The sequence below is a fragment of the Variovorax sp. GW821-FHT09D04 genome (assembly GCF_059416405.1).
The window spans coordinates 844,408-861,737 of the sequence record NZ_JBWKPA010000003.1; the positions used below are offsets into that span (position 1 = coordinate 844,408).

At 61.8% G+C, this 17,330-nt stretch carries 15 protein-coding genes; 8 read left to right on the forward strand and 7 right to left on the reverse strand.

Annotated features, from left to right (window positions below):
- The first annotated feature begins 68 nt into the window (after positions 1–68).
- Entirely contained in the window at positions 69–476 is a 408-nt protein-coding gene (locus AC07O4_RS14260; protein ID WP_495304880.1) for a RidA family protein, read from the forward strand.
- A gap of 318 nt (positions 477–794) precedes the next feature.
- Here the strand turns inward: AC07O4_RS14260 and AC07O4_RS14265 are convergent, their stop codons facing one another.
- From AC07O4_RS14265 to AC07O4_RS14290, 6 genes are all read right to left on the reverse strand, one after another.
- The gene (locus tag AC07O4_RS14265; RefSeq protein WP_495304881.1) at positions 795–2,390 is read right to left on the reverse strand and encodes a hypothetical protein; all 1,596 of its coding nucleotides are present in this window, start codon (positions 2,388–2,390) and stop codon (positions 795–797) included.
- The gene (locus tag AC07O4_RS14270; RefSeq protein ID WP_495304882.1) at positions 2,377–3,498 is read right to left on the reverse strand and encodes an ATP-binding protein; all 1,122 of its coding nucleotides are present in this window, start codon (positions 3,496–3,498) and stop codon (positions 2,377–2,379) included. The genes AC07O4_RS14265 and AC07O4_RS14270 overlap by 14 nt, the downstream gene beginning before the upstream one ends.
- 9 nt (positions 3,499–3,507) lie before the next feature.
- Positions 3,508–5,460 (reverse strand): hypothetical protein, encoded by a 1,953-nt coding sequence (locus AC07O4_RS14275; protein WP_495304883.1) that lies wholly within the window; start codon positions 5,458–5,460, stop codon positions 3,508–3,510.
- Positions 5,453–6,172: a hypothetical protein gene (locus AC07O4_RS14280; RefSeq protein ID WP_495304884.1), complete on the reverse strand. Its 720-nt coding sequence runs from the start codon at positions 6,170–6,172 to the stop codon at positions 5,453–5,455. The genes AC07O4_RS14275 and AC07O4_RS14280 overlap by 8 nt, the downstream gene beginning before the upstream one ends.
- A gap of 440 nt (positions 6,173–6,612) precedes the next feature.
- Positions 6,613–7,593, reverse strand: coding sequence for a hypothetical protein (locus AC07O4_RS14285; protein WP_495304885.1), 981 nt, complete (start codon positions 7,591–7,593; stop codon positions 6,613–6,615).
- 131 nt (positions 7,594–7,724) lie between these two features.
- A complete protein-coding gene (locus AC07O4_RS14290) occupies positions 7,725–8,900 on the reverse strand; it encodes a tyrosine-type recombinase/integrase (RefSeq protein ID WP_495304886.1) in 1,176 nt (391 codons plus the stop codon).
- Between the two features lie 115 nt (positions 8,901–9,015).
- On the opposite strand from AC07O4_RS14290, the gene AC07O4_RS14295 reads away from it, so the two are divergent.
- From AC07O4_RS14295 to AC07O4_RS14325, 7 genes are all read left to right on the forward strand, one after another.
- Positions 9,016–10,065 carry a DNA-binding protein gene (locus AC07O4_RS14295; protein ID WP_495304887.1) on the forward strand — a complete coding sequence of 350 codons (1,050 nt, stop codon included), beginning with the start codon at positions 9,016–9,018 and terminating at the stop codon, positions 10,063–10,065.
- Positions 10,062–10,532, forward strand: a complete 471-nt coding sequence (locus AC07O4_RS14300; protein ID WP_495304888.1) for a hypothetical protein — start codon at positions 10,062–10,064, stop codon at positions 10,530–10,532. Before AC07O4_RS14295 ends, AC07O4_RS14300 begins: the two co-directional genes overlap by 4 nt.
- A gap of 89 nt (positions 10,533–10,621) precedes the next feature.
- On the forward strand, positions 10,622–11,968 hold the full coding sequence (locus AC07O4_RS14305) for a metallophosphoesterase (protein ID WP_495304889.1): 1,347 nt from the start codon (positions 10,622–10,624) through the stop codon (positions 11,966–11,968).
- Positions 11,952–13,055, forward strand: coding sequence for a GTPase-associated system all-helical protein GASH (locus AC07O4_RS14310; protein ID WP_495304890.1), 1,104 nt, complete (start codon positions 11,952–11,954; stop codon positions 13,053–13,055). Before AC07O4_RS14305 ends, AC07O4_RS14310 begins: the two co-directional genes overlap by 17 nt.
- The gene (locus AC07O4_RS14315) at positions 13,052–14,101 is read left to right on the forward strand and encodes a TRAFAC clade GTPase domain-containing protein (protein ID WP_495304891.1); all 1,050 of its coding nucleotides are present in this window, start codon (positions 13,052–13,054) and stop codon (positions 14,099–14,101) included. Before AC07O4_RS14310 ends, AC07O4_RS14315 begins: the two co-directional genes overlap by 4 nt.
- Complete coding sequence (locus tag AC07O4_RS14320; RefSeq protein WP_495304892.1) at positions 14,098–14,955, forward strand: TRAFAC clade GTPase domain-containing protein; 858 nt, start codon at positions 14,098–14,100, stop codon at positions 14,953–14,955. Before AC07O4_RS14315 ends, AC07O4_RS14320 begins: the two co-directional genes overlap by 4 nt.
- A 7-nt stretch (positions 14,956–14,962) precedes the next feature.
- Positions 14,963–17,026, forward strand: coding sequence for a GAP1-N1 domain-containing protein (locus AC07O4_RS14325; RefSeq protein WP_495304893.1), 2,064 nt, complete (start codon positions 14,963–14,965; stop codon positions 17,024–17,026).
- Here AC07O4_RS14325 and AC07O4_RS14330 read toward each other — a convergent pair.
- The coding region (locus AC07O4_RS14330; protein ID WP_495304894.1) for a hypothetical protein at positions 16,993–17,330 on the reverse strand (338 nt) is incomplete at its 5' end. The genes AC07O4_RS14325 and AC07O4_RS14330 overlap by 34 nt on opposite strands.

Genomic DNA, 17,330 nt, shown 5'->3' on the forward strand with positions numbered 1-17,330 from the left:
TTATCGATGGCGCATGGCTTCCTAAAGTCCCTGCATCGTCCTCATTCACCGCAGAAAGAAAACACCCCATGGCCTCACGCGACGTCGTTTTTCCACCCGGGCGCCAGGCGCTCTACGAACGCAACCGCTATTCGCCGGCCGTTCGCTCCAACGGTTTTCTGTTCGTGTCGGGGCAGGTCGGCAGCCGCGAAGACGGCTCGCCGGAACCTGAGCTGGAAGCGCAGGTGCGGCGCGCCTTCGACAACCTGAACGCCATCCTGAAAGCCGCGGGCTGCAGCTTCGACGACGTGGTCGACGTGACGGTCTTCATCGTCGATCCGGAATCGAACTTCGAAACGATCTGGAAGCTGGTGCCCGAGTACTGGGGCGAAGCGCCGCACCCGACGCTGACCGGGATCGGCGTGACGTGGCTGTATGGGTTTCAGTTCGAGATCAAGGTGATTGCGAAGCTGCCGGATGGGAGCACGCTGAGTTGATTCGACTCTGGGCTACTTCGCTCTGGCCTGAAATGAAGGGCTGGGCGAAGTGCGAAGGCTGGAGGGGCATTGGGCTCGGGTCGAGGAGTGCCCAGGTTCTCAGGTTGACCGCGAGCTGGGTGAGGCATCCGGCTTGACATGCGCCGACTCGTGCTCCCCGGAAGGCAGGGCGCAAGCGTGCATCTGTCAAAACGATTGCTTGGAATCTTGTGAAGCAATTGGTTTGACAAGCCGCGGGCTTGGTGATGACGGATGAGCTTTGCTGGGAGGGATCCTCCCGGACAACATTGGGGATGCCAACCACATCTGGCAGCGCGATTACCAGTCGGCTCGCCGTCCCCCGACAGCAAAGGAAACTTGGGGGCACGGATTCGGAACCTCAATCAAAGGCGTGGAGGCATACCTTGTCTGAAGGTACTCGGACATGCCCATGTACCAATCGTCGCGCTCCCTTCTTTTCGGGGATTTATCGCTGGACAGCGCCAACCAGTATTTGCGCTTAGCAAAAAGCTGATGGCATTTTTTTAAGGTCCGGAAAGCGTGGTCGATGGTGTAGGCGAAGCAGATTCGTTCCCCCTTCGCTGAAAAAACATAACCGCAGATGGCGATATGAAACCGGTCCGCTTCCAGGGGCATCACATTGCACTCCGTCAGCCGGTTTGCAAAGAATTCCTCTTCATACGGATACCAGAGCTCGGTGTTCGTTCCAGCGTAGTAACCGATGACACGCCCCAGCGCGGCAGCGAACCAGGTGAACGAGGAAAGCAGGGCGTTTGCGAACTCCGCTGGCTCCAGGCAGAACGGAATTCTGAAGTCGCCCACATCTCGTTCGTAAAGGGTTTTCTTGTGGTAGCGCGCTAGGTTGCGAAGGGCTAGCACCTTGCCGGCATAGGCGCGCCACTGGTCGAGAATCGCGCAACATGGGCAATCGTGGGGTGACATGAGCAAGACCGGCTGCAGATACTCGAACTGACGAGCGGCCCTTGTCCAATTCAAGCGCATCGTGTGCCGGTGGCCGCAAATCGTCCGCAGGCGCCGCGAAAGCTGGCGGTTCATCGACTTGGCGATCGCGCACACCGCATCGAGGTCCGGACTGATCGGCTGCAGGTGTCGATCGTTGGCAAATCGCTCCAGTGTGGAGAGTTCGCTGTCCCGGCGGCGAAACAGCGGCCTGCAGGGAAATCCTCGATCAAGCCAGCTTTTCGAGTCGCTCGGGCCACGTGCGTGGTGCGCGATGCCGGCACAAATGGTCCTGTAGTCGCCCGGGGCGACAGGCTCTTGCCCGATGCCCCTCGCAGACACGAACTGGACAGCCCGCAGACGCGTCATCCAGGCTTCCAACTGGCCGAATACGAGCTCGCCTGCGGCAAACCCGCTTAGTGCGCGCTCCACCAGTTGATCATCGGCGAATGAGGTGCGACAGCCCGCGCATGCCAAGGGATGATGAATCCGCGCCGGATCGAACATTGGTTGGCCTACCGCTTCACCGCATCGCGGACATGCCGTGACCAATTCACAACGATGAAACGGGCAACGCTTGATGCAGGCCAGTTGGAAGACTGGCGAGTGAAAACACGCCCGCAGACATTCGGGACAGAACCGAATGGTTTGCACAGTCAGCATCTCGCCCCCGGTTCCGGGCCCGAAGCAAGTGCTGAGTGATCTGGCGCGAAAGTGCTGGGCAAACTTGCGCATCAACGGCGTGCTCGCCATCAGCGCCATGTAGCGTCGATGAAAGCTCATGGTGTACGGCAGCGTCGAGCGGGGGGCGTTCTCGGACAGGGCCCGCCACAGGTCGTCCCCGGTGATGGCATTCATCCACAGAAAGCGGTGCCAGGCCATCCAGTCGCTCTCGAACTGGGAGGCGCCCAACGCCACCCAGGTCATTTCACGACGGGTGTCAATGGTTGCCACGGCCGCGTCCGATGAACAGGTCGCTTTCGGCGGCGGCCTGCACGGCCTCCTTCCACACCGAGGAGGTGCCCTTGAACGAGCTGCCGTCGTTGCGCATCGAATCCAGCAGGAATGCATGGATGGCGTCGTTCACGAACGCCAGGCGAAAGCCCGCATAGGACAGCGTGCGCTCATCCGTGTTGGTGTAATCGACGAGAGCGGTCCATAGTCGATCGGCCTCATCCTCCAGCCGCCACCCGGCGTCGAAGGCCCTCTGACAGAAGAAGCGGGAGTACGGCCAAAGGTCGGTGGGACAGCACAAGGTACCATCGAAGGCACGCAGGTACGCTGCCAACTCAGCGAGCTTGTGCAGTCCGCCCAAGTCGAATCTTTTCACAAAGAAGCGAGCGACCACGGCCCCGTGGTCTTCCTCCGAGGTCAACATCTTCAGCGATTCCAGGCCTTCCTGGCCCACCAGCACGCTGATCAGAAGGAAGCCCTCCAGGCGCAGCTCGTTCCATATCTCGAGCAGGTACCGCATGTGCATCACGGTGAACATCTGCGCTTCGTCGATGAACAGCAGGCAGGTGCGGCTTCCAGCGAGCACCGCCTCAGCCATCATGAATCGGGCGAGCAAGTCGGCGCTGTCCTGGTATCTGGAGGTCGGACACCTGAAAGAGGCCGCCATGTCATTGCACAGCGCCGTCTTCGACTGATGTGGCTTGCGCTTCGCAGAGTGAACCAGGACCGCCAGCCATGGCATGTCCGTTCGCAGTCGCTTGACGGCACTTTCGATGGCGGTGGTCTTGCCAACCCGGAACTCACCTGTGATGTAGAGGCCGCTCTTGCGCGCCATCGCGTGGTCACAAACGATGTCGTAGAAGTTTGCGGTCTCATCGGTCTCGATGAAGTACTTCTGTTCGAGTAGCGGGTGGAACGCGGCGAGCCGACGCCTTTCGTCCGCGTCCGCCAAGAATGCGGTGCGGAATCTCGCGAGGCGGTCTTCCTCCAGCTTGGCTGCGGCCTCTTCGATCTCACGCCGGTGGTGAATCGCCCGTGACGTGGCGCTGCCCGCCTTGGCCCCACCTCGCCGGGGATACTGTGCGCTGTTGGCCTGCGTGGTGTCCATGGCGCCTCCTCATTTCTGCGACGACTGCGACTGCGTGAAAAATGCCCGACGGCCACGGGACTTGGCCTGAGGCGGTGTGGGCGCCTTGGGTGCCTTGCATTCGTAACGAAGCTCCGGTGGATCGCTGGCGCTGCCGGCAACAGTCAACGAGCGGGCCAGCTTGTTGGCCTCCCCGGTGATCTTGGGATGGCGCTTGCCGCGCACCTTTTGAAGTGCGGTCTCTGCGAGGTGGCGCTGATAGGCCGCCACCGGGTCCCCCGAGCGATCCTTGAACACCGCTTCGCGATAGAGCTTGTTGATTTCCTTTCGCACTTCGCGGGTGTGGGGCGAGGTCGCCCACACCCCGCTGACGTGAAGGACGCCGAACTCGGTGCCGTCCATGCGAAAGGCGCGCACGGTTCGAAAGTCCCCGCGGATGTGCACGCACAGCTGCTCGCCGAGCATGCTCCAGCTCTGCCTGAGCAAGTCATTGGTGTATTCGACTTCGTCCAACTGGATGTAGGGGGCGCGGTGGTCCTTGCGGCTGCCGCGCACATGCGGCCATTCCGTTTCAATGGCGATGCACGGGTTGTCGACGAAGCTGCGTGGATACTTGGGAATGATCTGCAGGCGAGCGCTGTCGGCCCAGTCTGCGGCAATCACCTCGTTGGGGGTGGCCGACATGAGTGCGTGCCTTCTGCGGACGTTGTGCCTGGCAACCAACCGATCGAACAGGGCGCGTACGTCCCCTGCGCGGATCTTGTAGCGAACGGCTTTCTCGACTGGGTCATTCACACGGGCGTCGGACGGGCCGCTGCCCGTGGTGGAGGCCAGGCGTGTGAGGCCACGCTGGAACTCGCCGAAGATGCCTTCGACCACGGCGCGTTCGATCCAACTATGGACCTTGCCGAAACTGATCGACACACCGCTGCGCCGACGCAGATCGATGACCACCGAGTTGGCCAGGTGGGTCAGATGGTTGTCCACCGAGAGGCTGCAGATGCGCCGTCCCGAGGCGGCCGGAATGACCGCTGCAGGCAGCCCTTCGCCCGGCAAAGGCGGGAGCAATTCGTCTAGTACCGGGTGTGCAATCCTTGGCGGGGGATGGATGGCGTGCTCGAAGGCCCGCAACAGCTCCAGCGATCGGAAGCGACCGGCCACCGAAAATGTCCAGCCAAGGATTGCCGCCGTCTCGACGTCCACCACGGGACAGAACCAGCTGCGACTGATCGGGAGCTCGATTTCCTCCCCGATGTCTACGACCACGGGTAGCGTGTCGATGTCCGGGCATCGGTACTCGTCATAGGCCGCCCGTTCGAAGGCTGCGATGGGCCTGAAGAGACTTTGCTTGCCCGAATTGCGACGGGCCCGGGCGCCGGCCTGCTCGCCGAACTTCAGCCGTGCTGCGTCATCGTCGCCTTCGGCCATGCGATTCCTGACGTAGGCGCACATGGACTCGTAGCCGTGCCGCCGAGTGGTGAACGGATATTCATCTGCGCGTCGACCCGCGTTGCGCAACTGTGTCAGGAAGTCCTGGTGGATCAGCGCGAGGTCCAGGCCCGCTGCCTGGAACCTCGTACCGTCGTCAGGCTTGAGGCGCGCATTGAGCCACTTCTTGACCTTGGGGTACTCCACCAGAAGGGCATGAAACGCGCCGGCGAGGCCGTGTCCCTCCGGCGTGGGCTTGAATTCGGCGCTGCGCACATAGGAGCTGCGCCTGGAGGTCTCCGCCAAGGCTCGCCATCCTCTTAACCGACCATCCGCATCTTCCGAGGTGCATTGCACGAGGTGGTAGTGCAGCAGACTGCGCGAAACCCCGAAGCGCCGTTCGATCTCGCCGCTCCTCACGCCATCGCATGCGGCCTTGATCGCCGCGGACAATCGCGAGAAGCGAAGGGCCTGCGGCTCGGCAAGAAGGCGAGCATCGACGCTCGGCCACCGTGTGTAGTCCAGTAGCTCAGGGGCAATCTTCCGATTAGGCATAACGCTGCTCCCGTGGTGCCACCACTGTCGCAGGGCTGATGGGCTTGCTCTCGAGGTCGGTGCGCAGGCGCCCCATCTGCACCAGCCTAAACGTCGTTGCGAACACGAGGTCCCACGGATCCTGGGCATCGCGCTGCAATTCGCCGAGCGTGGTTGCTCTGCCGGCGGCCGCGAGCACCCATCCCGCGAGGTATTCCCAGCGCGCCTTCACGTCGAGCCTGGCCTGCGCCAGCACCGGTGCGACGTGCTGCCAATCGTGGAGCAGCCGCAGCTTGGCCCGCGCGTGCTCGTCCGTGAACCAACTCCACTGCGCGCCCACGGCGTCGGCCGCACGTTTCTGTACTTCCGCCTGGAGTTGTGCGTGTTCGCTCCCCTGATCGCGCATGTATTTGACTTCGACATACCGCGTGCGCCCCGACCATAGGGTCACGACCGCATCGGGCTTGGATCCGAGATAGCCTTCGCGCTCGACGAACGCGATGACGCGTTCGGGGTCCGTGTCGTAGGCCTTGACGGTCTCGTCCGCCTCAAGCAGCAGCGCATGGGCGAGCTCGAGATCGCTCGCCAGCACGATGTCCCGGTCGTTCTTCGCGCTGAAGAAGTAGGTGATGGTGCCGGCGCCTCTGCCACGCCGGGCCATTGCGGATCGCAAGGCGCGGCTGGGACGAAGCGGGGCCTTCGACTTGATGGCATTTGCCTTGTAAGCGTCCATGGGCCGCGCTGGTGCCATCCACCTCGTCGCAAATTTGACAAAAGCTCCGCCAGCGACTACTTTTACTGCAGTCGTGGTTCGGCAAGGGGCTGCGATCAGGTAGTTCCAGAGCGCCCGGCAGTTGCAGCTGCACGGGCGCTTGTCTTTGGCGTTGGCATCTCCTTTCTTCAGTGCAATAGCAACTGATAGCTCAAGGTCCGCGAGATTTCAAGTTTCCGCCATATGCTCTCTAGGAGAAGAGCTGCCCCGGCACACTGGAAGACCGCGCACCAGCGAGGATCGCTTCCTTTTCTCGGTGCGGGAGGATGAAGTCAGCTACCGACTCTTCGTGGCTGTTCTTTGCCATTAATGTCTGAGACGGCGCATCAAAGTCTGAGACACGACCGCTACCCCCGAGCCGCGCCGGGTGTAGGCTCCCTTCGGGTCTTTTGTGGTCGCCTCTAGTCCCACCCACGGAATAGCGCCGAGCGCGCGGTTATGCGGCCCTCGCCGGAAAGAAGCTGGACCATCCAGTTCGTCGTCGAGTTAACGAACACGTTATTGAGCACCACGTCGAACTTGTCGCGCGACATGGCCATAGTCTCGCTGTTCAGGTCTGCCAGCGTGCCGGCGAGGTAGTCGGGGAGCCGGACGATCTCGTCGTAGCGGTGTTTGCCCGTCTGCTCAGGAATCTCGAAGCCGAGGTCTGCCAACGTCGTTGGGACAGGACGGCCATCCTCAAGTTCTCCCATCGCGTACTGCTCGGCCTGCAGCATGTAGTAGACGTAGGTCAGGTCGTAGACGACGGCATCGTGCCGCGCGATCAGGGCGTCGCGGTCCGAAATCCAGCGTATCGCTTTCGGCTGCCTGGCGAAGTTCAAGTTGTTGAATACGGTTGCAGAGGCCGCAGCTGCCAAGTGCATCTGGCGGGCCAGCTTGGCGTTCAAGTTCTTGCTCGCCAACTCACGACCGAAGGCTTTGAAGCGCTTCACCGTTGCCTCGTGGACTTCGACTGTCCGCTCGGCAGGGTACTGCTCCAGCCGATGCTCAAGGTAGGCGATTGCAGCCGGCACAAACTCGAGCATGTTCTCGACGTCGAGATGCGCCCGTAGCAGTCCTTCTTCGCGCTTCAGCACGAAAGAAATGCTGAACGTCACGGGCACCTCGCAGGTCAGGTACTGGACCAGGCCTAGCGGAATGTCCTTGGTGTTCTTCAAGTCCTTTGGAGCGGCGCCGGCGATGTACTCGCAGATGTTGTCGGCCGTGTCGTGCGGGGCAATGATGACGAAGCTGAAGACGTCGTTAGGCTTGTTGACATCGCCAATGCAGTAGTCCGAAGCAACCGTCCAAGGGTATGCAGGGGGATAGTGCTCAAACCATTTGGCCATGGTGGTGCGGGCAGTCTTGGTCGCCTGCATAAGGACGGGGAGCATCGGCAGCATGACCAAATGGTACGCGCCCGCCTACTGCGACCACGCGGGCGTTGTTCATGTCGATGCGGCCACCTCCGTGATGCTGACGGCTGCGACCGCGACGCTCATGATGCTGCCGCTAAGCTAACCCTGGCCCGGCATCAGCTGGAGTGCCAGCCGATGTGGTGCGCGGCCACCGTCGCGTCGTGGCGCGCATCATCTTCCGTGTGGAGGTAGACGCTGGTCGTGCTGATGTTGGCGTGTCCTAGGTTGTCGCGGACCACCTTCAGGTCGACCTTCTCGCTGAGACGGCTTCCGGCCGTGTGCCGAATCCAGTGCGTGGATGCCTGCGCGAGCTGACTGGCCGCTGCCTGGTATTCCGGACCCCGCTGCCGCAGCGCAGCGGCAGCGGCTTTCATCACCGCCTTGACTAATTCGTGGATGGCGCTTCTGGCCAGCGGTTTGACCGGCGCGATCAGGGTCATCACGAGCGGCGTGCTCTCGCCCTCCTGAGGAAGAGGGCTCATCGCGTGAGTTTTGCGATAGCGCATCAGCTCGGCCATCAGTTCGCCCGTGGCCGGCACCAGGCGGGTCTTGTTTCCCTTGCCGGTGATTTCGAGCCACCAGCGTTCGCGGCCGTCGACGCCGCGCCGGCAGAAGAATCCGCCCATACTGGCTGCGCAGATCTCGGACACGCGCAGCCCGCCGATGTACAGCAGCGAAAACAGCCACCGGCTACGCGAGGCGTGCAGCCTTTCGCGCTCGGTGCCCGTGGGCATGGCTTCGATGGCGGCTTTGACCAGGTTCCAGTGTTCCTCGGGCAGGAAGCGGCTCATCCGAGGTGCAGCTTGCCGGCGCTTGCGGCGGCTCAGCGCCAGCGGATTGCCGGCCAGGTGCCCGGCTTCCACGAGCCACGAGAACATGGCGTTGAGGATCGACAGCGCTTGGCGCAGGCTCGAAGGCCCCAGCGGGCCGGCAAAAGGTCGCCAGCGTGGCGAGTTGCGCCCCGGCTTCTGGCCCGGCTCCAGGACCCAGCGCTCGGCCGGCTGTGGATCACCGAGGAAACGCTGGTAGAGCAGCAGATCCTCGTGCGTGAGGTCCGACAGCGCTGCGCCACGCTGCAGGACGCACCACATCAAGAGCCGTTCGGCTTCCTTGCGGTAGCTGGCGAGCGTGGCGGGTGAGTCGGCGTAGCGGGCCAACCAGGCCAGAACCGCCGAGCGGTCGTCGACCGCGGCCAACTGCGAGCGCGAACTGGCGCGATTTCGGCCGCGGCTGCCATCCAGGTGGGCCGGCACCATCATCTGATCCAAGCTGAGGCTGACGAGGGCATTCATGCGGAGCTACGCGCAAAAGGAGAACACGGCCAAGTCTATGAACATTAGAAGAGTTATGTCCACAGATTTATAGATAGCTCATTGAATTCAACGTATTACGTTGTAATATTTATTCATGAGTGCTGAAATCGAAATCCAGAACGACATCGAGGCCCTTCGGGGGCGGTTTTCGGAAACCAAAGACCTCTATCGTGAGGTTTGCGCGTTGCTGTTCTTCCGCTACGGCATCACGCCGACGGCCAGCAAGCTCTACCAGTTCGTGCGAAAGGGTTCGATGAACGCGCCGGCCGAGGCGCTGGCCAAATTTTGGGAAGACCTGCGCAGCAAGGCGCGGGTCGAGATCGATCATCCCGACTTGCCGACGGGGCTCAGAACGACCGCGGCCGAAGCAATCGCCGAGCTCTGGCGGCAGGCCACCGCCGCAGCGCGCCATGAGCTTGCCGCGTTGCGTGTCGAGGACCAGGCCGCGGTCGAGCAGGCCCGGGACGAGCGAGATCGCGCGCAGCGTTCAGCCGAGGAAGCGTCGGCCAGCGCCGAAGTTGTGCGCCAGCAGTTGGCTGCTGTATGCGAATCGGCCCAGCAGTTGCAAACCGATTTGGAGGTCGAGCGACGCGCCCATGCCGGCGCAGTGGCACGGCTGCAGGAATTGCAGCGCCATCTCGAGGAGGCACGCAGTCAGCAGGAACGGGGCCGGGCGGATTTCAGCGCTGAACTGGCCAGAGCGCGGGACGCGGTCGACATCGCCAACGCGCGCGCCGATGCTGCGGAGCGGCGCGCGCTGCTGGACATCGACCAAGAGCGCCAGGCGCGCGCCAGGGCCGACAAGCAGCTCGAGGCGCTGCGCGCGCAATCGGCACAGGCCGAAACCCGGCATCGTGAAAGCCTGCTGTCTCAGGCGGATGCCGTCACGCGCCTGCAGATCAAAGTCGACGCCGCCGAAAATTCGCAGCGAGAACTCACCGCCAGCAACCGAGGCCTTGTCACTGAGCTTCAGGCCATCCGGGAACAGCACTCGGCGAGCCAGCAGGAAGCGCGGCAATATCGCGCCGAAGCACAGACGCTGCGCGCGTTGCTGGATCGGCTGTCGCCGCCGGAATCGGCAGCACCACAACAGGAAACCGCTGCATCGAAAGCCTCAAAGACTAGCGCTCGCAAGGCACGATGACCGTACCGTCGCTGACCGAGAGCAATCCCTGGGCGCTGTCCGCGCTTGATGCACAAAAGGTAAACCTGTCGTCGCCCGAGCAACTGGACTTCGCCAAGAGGGCGCAAGAGGCGGCGGCATATCCTGGTGTATACGCCTCTCGTTTGTCCGAGTGGGATCTGAACGAATATGAAAATCGGGTGTTAGAAATGTTTGACGCCGCCCCGTTGCTCGGCGACGCAGAGCGCGCCAAATTCCGACCAGAGTTCGTGACCGCAGCGGCGGAACCTTGCGGCCAACCTCGACTTTCACAACAAGGCGTTGTGGGGTCGGGTAAGGCAGCCAGGTTGATTGGCGGAACTGATGAGCCGGCCGCCTTGCGCAGGGCGCGCAGTTCTAAGCGCGCTGATTCGCGGCTTGCGTCGCGATTCAGTTTGGCGGAGTCGATCAAGCTAGGTTACAGCCTTGGATTCTTTGCTCGGCGCTGAACGACTGCTCCGCAGAGTTTTGGACGGAACAACGCGCGCATTGGTGGGTAGTTTTATACCTGCTCGTCGCCCTGTATCTAGTCGTTAAGATGGACGACATGCGCCTGCTGCATCTTTCAGACATCCACTTCCGCTCGCCCGACTGCGAGAACCCGGCCACCGACAGCAGCCAGCCATACCGAACGCTGCTTGCTCAAGACGTTGTGGACCTCTGCCGCGACGGCGTCGCCGTTGACGCCATTCTGGTGGGCGGCGACATTGCGTTCAAAGGCGCCCCCGCCGAATTCAAGGTTGCCCGAGCCTGGCTGCTCGACCTGGCTCGCCAGTGCGGCTGTCGCCCCGAGGGCATCTACGTCGTCCCAGGAAATCACGACGTCGACCGCGGGGTCTGCGCTAAGTCCTTGGCCATCTCCAACGCCCAGGATGCCATCGCTACTGCGGCGGACGATGCTCGTGAATTGGTGATGAAGCGTCAGCTAGCAGACGCAGAGGTTGGGCAGTCTTTGTTCCAGCCGCTGATAGCGTACAACGAGTTTGCCGCGAGCTTCGATTGCAGTGTTTACCCAAGCGCCCCATTCTGGACCGATGAAGTTGAGCTCGGCGAGGGAGTGCGCCTGCGCCTCTTTGGGCTCACGTCGACCCTCATCTCTGGCCTCGGTGGCCGCGATGACGCCCCGGGACGGCTCTACCTAGGGCGGTTGCAGACGGTGCTCAATCCCGAGCCGGATGTGGTGAACCTGGTGCTCTGCCACCATCCACCCTCGTGGTTCGTCGATAGGGACGACACCGACGACAACGTTAATTCGCGAGCGAAGCTGCAGTTCTTCGGGCACGAGCACCGACAGCGATGCACCCCGACGCCTACATACATGCGTTTCCAGGCGGGAGCAGTCAATCCAGACGTGCATGAGCGAGAGTGGAAGCCGGGCTACAACTTGCTCGACATCAAGGTGAGTGGGGAGGGCGTGGCTCGGACATTGGATGTGCTGGCGTACGTGCGCCACTTCCAGAAAGCCCCGGAGATGTTCGTCGCACTGCGACAGGATCGCTTTCAAGAGGTCTGGTCGAATCGCATGGCTCTGCCGCACCTCGCACCATTTAGGGCGCCTGCAGCTGCGGTCATTGATCCGGCACCTCCGTACCATGTCACCAAGGTCGCCGAGGCTGCGCAGGCATCCGCTGCCGCCTCGGTACCGGCGGAGGCCAAACAGGAGGTGAAGATGGAAGGCCCGTCCATGCGCAACCTCATCTATCGGTTCTGGCAGCTGTCCATTGGCGAGCGGCGCGAAATTACCTTGAAGCTTGGGCTCATCACTGATGCCGATCTACAGGTGCTGGAGCCCGAGCGGTACAAAAAAGCGTTCAAAGAAGCTGCCGCCCGCGGCCTCTTGGTCGAACTGGCCAGCGAAATCGAACGCATTGAAAACAGCCATTGAGCCGGCGAAGGGGAAAAAAGTGCAAGACCAGTTTTTCGGTTGGTACAGCGGAATGGAGTTCAGCGAAAACCTAGAGGTCCGCGCGCAACGTTGGACTAGCGTGCAGGCTACCGCGAAGTCACCGTCGGGGACGACACTTGAGGTTCTTACTCGGTTGGCCTTTCGCGCGAAACCGCAACACCTGTCCAACGATGTCGGACAAATCCGCAGCCAGTTGGCCAAAGGCGGGCCCCCGCTGCTGGACGAGGAAGCTGCGGTGACGGCCGCGGCGGCGCTTGCGCTGATCCTCGATGAGAAGGACGCCACTGCGGCCAAAGCTGCGACGCTCATCACCGGCGCATCCTGCGCTGGCCTCCGAGTGCTGAAGCAGCCGATGGATCTGGTGGGCATGGCCAAGAACGCTCAGACCTACCTTGCGGAAACTACGCGCCGACGGCCGACGCTCGAGCAGCAGAAGCTGGTGAACCCACAACTGGACGTCACGGCAGCCCTTGGAGAACTACAAGAAGACGACATCGGCACAGTGCGCGCCGCGATTGAGGCTCTCGCTACTGCTTGCACCAAGGCTCTGACGGCCGTGGTGACAAGGCAGCGTCAGTTCGAATCTGCCGTGCAGAGCTATGTGAAGGTCCAGGACGAGGAGTTGGACATCCTGTGGTGGTTGCAAGGCGGTCAGTGCACGCGCTTCGGGCTCACCTTCGCAGAGGTACAGCCCGAATTCCGCCCAATCGTGTTCGCCGTCGAGCTCGCCGCGCTGACTAAAGTGCTGCCGGGCCCGACAGCATTGCCCTCGCTGCTGGCGCGTGCGGGGGTGGACGACAGTGTTCAGCTTGCGATTCCAGCGGCCATTCAAGGACTCCCGCAGGATTGGCTTCCAAGTTTGCTGCTCGAAGACCAAGCCGGAAAAGTCTCTGCGATCACGACACCCATCTTGGAAGCCGTCCGCCGGCGGCAGGAGGCTGATGGCCAGGACTCGTGGATCGCGGTCTGGAGCACGGTGACCGGCATCGACCCCGTGATCGCATTGTCTGGCCGGCAGCTCTCTGAGGCCCTCTATCGCGAACTGCTCCAGGTGGCATTGGGATGACCGCCATGGAGGAGGAAGACGAAATTCCGTCCACCCAATGCGCCAACCCTGAGTGCAAGATCGCGTCAGGCGGCCGCTGCCTGGAAGGATTTCCCGAAGCGTCCGCATGTCCTCAGTTCGGGAGGGCGTTGGTCATCGTCCCGACTACTGGCTCGACACCGGAGAAGCCCGCCACACCTGGGGTGAGGCTCCCGCACGCCGAAGCCCTCTCAATCAGCGAGGCGACGATGTTGCTTCGCGGTGGTCCGTGCAACGTGATCTCCCTCGTCGGTCCCTTCGATTCCGGGAAGACCAGCCTGATCGCAGGCATGTACGACCTGCTTCAGCGCGGGCCAGTGGCAGGCTATGCATTTGCTGGCTCGTCCACGATGCATTCGTTCGAGCGTGCATGCCATGACTCTCGACGTGAATCCGAGCGCGACGTAGCGCACATGGAGCGGACCGAACGCGGGGAGGTCTTGTTCTTCCATGTCGACTTGGTCGGCAAGGATTGCAAAACTAGGCGTACAGCGTTGCTCGGCAATCGAGCCGGCGAGGAGTACACCTTCGTCCAAAATGAACCCGACCTGGCCAAGAGCTATCCCGAGCTGAAGCGATCCGACGTTTTGACCATTCTGGTGGACGGCGCCAAGCTGCTTGATGCGGGCGAGCGCCATCAGGTTCGAGCGCAAGTCCGACTTACCTTGAGAGCGTTCGTCGAGGTCGGCGTAGCCTTACCTTGGCAACGCCTGGCTCTGGTCCTTACCAAACTCGACGCGGTCCGCAAGAACGAAGGTGGCACGGCCGGATCGCTGCGCTATTTTGAGACGCTACTGGAGAATGTGCGGCTCGAGTACGCCTCGCATTTTGCGGACGTTCAGGCGTTTAGCGTAGCCGCCTCTCCCAAGAGTACCAATGCCAACCGCGGAGAAGGGATGGGTGAGCTTCTTCGCTATTGGATGGCTGAGCCCCTGCGCAACGTGCCAAACCCGGCAGTGCCTGTGACGGCCAGTGCGAAACGTGCATTCGGGCGCCTGCCGGTAGTCGCGGGGAGGCCCAGGTCATGACGACGCACGACATCGTGGTGCTGGGTCTTCCCGGCTCAGGCAAAACGACGTTCCTCGCGGCTCTCTGGCATCTTCTGACGTCCAACGAAGTCGACACGCGGCTGCGCCTGGTTACGCTGAAGGCCGGCGAAGCCGTGCACCTCAATGAGATTGCAGCTCTGTGGCGCAAGGCCAAGGTGCAAGAACGGACTCTCCACTCGGGAGACCGAACGGTGACGATGTCGTTGCGAGCCGGCACTTCACCAGATTTTCAGTTGTCTTTCCCCGACTTGGCTGGCGAGTCCTTTCAGCAGATGTGGGAGGCTCGGGAGTGTTCGTCAGAGGTCGCCGCATCGCTGCGCAGCAATGGCGTCCTGCTGTTCATTCATGCGGACAAGATCAAGGCGCCTGGTTGGGTCGCTGACGACGCAGATGATGCAGAGGCTGCCGGGCTGCCGGTCGAGGCTGGCAAGCCCGTTCCCTGGACCGCGCGCCTCGCGCCCACCCAGGTCAAGCTCGTCGACATTCTTCAGTCGCTACAGTCGGCGCCGTTGGACAGTGGCCCGCGCAGCTTGGCCATCATCCTTTCTGCGTGGGACAAGGCTGCCAGTGCGGGAATGCCGCCTGAAGCGTACCTGGCGGCCCATCTGCCTTTGCTACAACAGTACCTGCAGCATGGTCTGGACAAGGCCTGGAAGGTCAAGGTGTTTGGTGTCAGCGCGCAAGGGGGAACCTACGACGAGGACGGCAAGCCTGTAAATGACGAGGCTCAGAGCATTAGAGAGATGGATGTGCCCTCAAAACGCATCTCAGTTGTCTCGGTTGATCGGAGCTCCCATGATTTGACCCAGCCTCTCCAATGGGTGCTGGATTGAGGTGAGCGTGGGTACCGTCGTCCATCAAGCGCTGCATGGCTATTCTGAGGGCCATCGGCAGTTCGCGTGCTCAGCCGATTTGTCGACCAAGGACTCCCGGCAAGTCTTGGTGATGAGCGACGCATCGGGCTCCGGCGTAACAGCTGAGGGGGTTTCTTACCTTACTGGGTATCCGCTTGCGGAGTCAGGGCTCTATGCACTCGCAAGGACCTGGCCGGCGCCTGAAATGCCGAGGCCAGGATGCGTCTGGACGCACACGCTGTTGATCGAATTCTCAGACCTCGCGGTGCTGGACAGCCCGTCGCGGCTGGCACAGCTGTTTCGCCTTCCCTCAGTTGAGACGTCCAGAACTTACGGTACCAGCTTGCAATTGACCGAAAGCCCGCCGAGTCACTGCCCGCTCTTGCCGAGCCAGGTCTCGTTGTTCGAGCAGCTCGCCAGCGCTTTGTACGAGCATCCGACTGAACAGGTTTGGGCAAGACGGAAGAGTGATAGCTGGGTTGACGATATTGTCCTGCGGCTGTGGGACCTGCAGTGGCCACGCTTAAGACGGTCGTTTCGGTTCTGTACGTTGACCACCCGCGACCGGTCCCAGGAAGGTTCGCCTTTCGATTTGCAGCTGTGTAGTGATTCGGTCTCCCGGCTAAGATTTGCGCCCCAGTCTGAAGGGGTTGAAGCCAACTTGACGACTTCGGCGCCGTGGCTTACGCAACTCGTCGAGTATGCGGACCGGCCCGCTGCATCCGGCTTCCGCGAGGTTTTGCGCCTGCTCGGTACGGATGTGCTCGGCGGCCGTGAAGCCATGCGGTCGATCTGCAGCTTGCAGGCAGCTCTTGCGCGGCGAGAGTCTTCCGCGGTGGCCGATGCCATAGCGTTGGTGAAATCCACTGCGCCGCTGTCTTCGTCCAAGGTCGCGCAGGAAATGGTCGCAAGTGCCGCGCTATCGCGGCTCGACGAACTCAGTCCAGACGTGCTGAGCTTCATCGTGGACAGCCTGGACCTAGTCGGCGAACAAAAGCTCGCTGAACACGCAGGGAAGCTGGCCGTTATTCTGTGGTCGACTGAGCCGGCGAAGCTGGTCGAGTTGCTCTGCGACGAGCGCCTATTCGTCAGTTCCGCGATGAGTGCTGCCGTCCATGACATCGAAACTGACGTGCTCGCTCAGAATCTGGTTGTTGGTGAGGACTGGACGTGGAAACTATTGCGCGTGCGTCGCGACCTCGCTGAAGAAGTAGAGTTTTGGAAGCGGACCCAGGCCTGCGCCTCCGACATCCAGAAAGCTGGCTTCAGCCTGCAAGGCGAGGCGCAGCTGCAAGCGGCTGTCTTGGGCCTTAGCGACCCCGTCGCCATCGAGTCAGTCGCCCATTCCTTCGGCTCTTCCGCGGTGCTCAACTGTCTTCAGCGACTGACATCGGACCAGCAAGAGCTACGTCAGCTGCGAAATTGGGTGAAGCAAGCATCTCATCAGGTTGGCGATGTGGCGGCTTTCTTGGCCCATTCCACTGCGCCCAACCCACAGCTCGTCATGGCCATCGCAAAAGAGTTGGGACCAGACGCGGTCCCGAATGACTATGGAGTTGACCCGTGGTTCACAGCTTTGGCTCAGGCGCGAGATGCTTTGCATCAGTTGCCGCTTGAGTTGCTTACCTATGGGTTTCAACGTGCTCTGGGTTGGCGATCGAAGAGCGTTGGCCCGCTGCTGCGCTTGACCTTCGATGCGCTGCATCGCGCGGCGACCGATGGCACCTTGACCGGAGCGAATGCTCAGCATCTTCTCAACTCGCTGCCTTGGGTCAAGCCGACGGATGCTTCGGACATTGCTCGTCGACTGCGGCTTGGGGTTGCGAAGCGGTGCGTAGAGACGCATGTCGCAGCGCAGGACTTTATCGGACTGACTTCGGTAGACCATCTTTTCGGGCTGCTCCTGGAGGAAACCCGGGAGTACTGGGGCGGCAAGAGTTACCTGAAGAAGGTCAACGAGGCCATGAGGAACACGTCTGACTCGCAACTCGCACCTCGGAGTCGACAGTTGGCGCTCTATCTCGACCAGAACTCGCGTTGGTGGCCGTGAGGCGCACTCACGATCAAAGTCTCATAGCCCGTTGCGGCCGCGTCCGAGTGTGCGCTCCAGGCCTTGGCACCGAGCTTCAGACCATGCGCGTACAGCACGCGGCGAGCCAGCAGGAAGCGCGGCAATATCGCGCCGAAGCATAGACGCTGCGCACACTGCTGAATCGGCTGTCGCCACCCACCGGAGCAGGCACCACAACAGGAGATTCCTGCATCGAAGGCCCCAAATGTTAGCGCCAGTGCAATCGAGATCAGCGGTGCCAGTCGAACATTGACCAGGGGCTGGAGCTGGTTCTGGTAGGAGC